Annotated in this window: 1 protein-coding gene; it reads left to right on the top strand. The window is 35.4% G+C overall.

Features of this window, described 5'->3' with window-relative positions:
- Positions 1–257: hypothetical protein (locus AC2Q9J_RS18180; protein ID WP_499042118.1), on the top strand; the 257-nt coding region annotated here is incomplete at both ends.

Below are 257 nucleotides of genomic sequence, written 5' to 3'. Positions count from 1 at the left end.
ATAATGCAGATGTAAAACACTTCAACCAACAGCGTTCTTCATCTAAATCCTTAGCCGATCAATTGGCACAACGTCAGCAAGCATTACATCAACAGTCCAAAGCTTTACAACAAGAGGTGTATCTACACAATCTAAAAGCTCAACAACTCAACCAAAAAATCAAAAAATTAAATGATAATAATCAGCTACTTGTATCATCAGCACAGCGATTCAATCAGGTATCCAAACCGCGTCTATTCCATAAAGGAAATTTTAAT

The sequence above is a fragment of the Planococcus sp. RAB007_Raresut genome (assembly GCF_057369535.1).
This window is presented reverse-complemented; position numbering and strand designations above follow the sequence as displayed.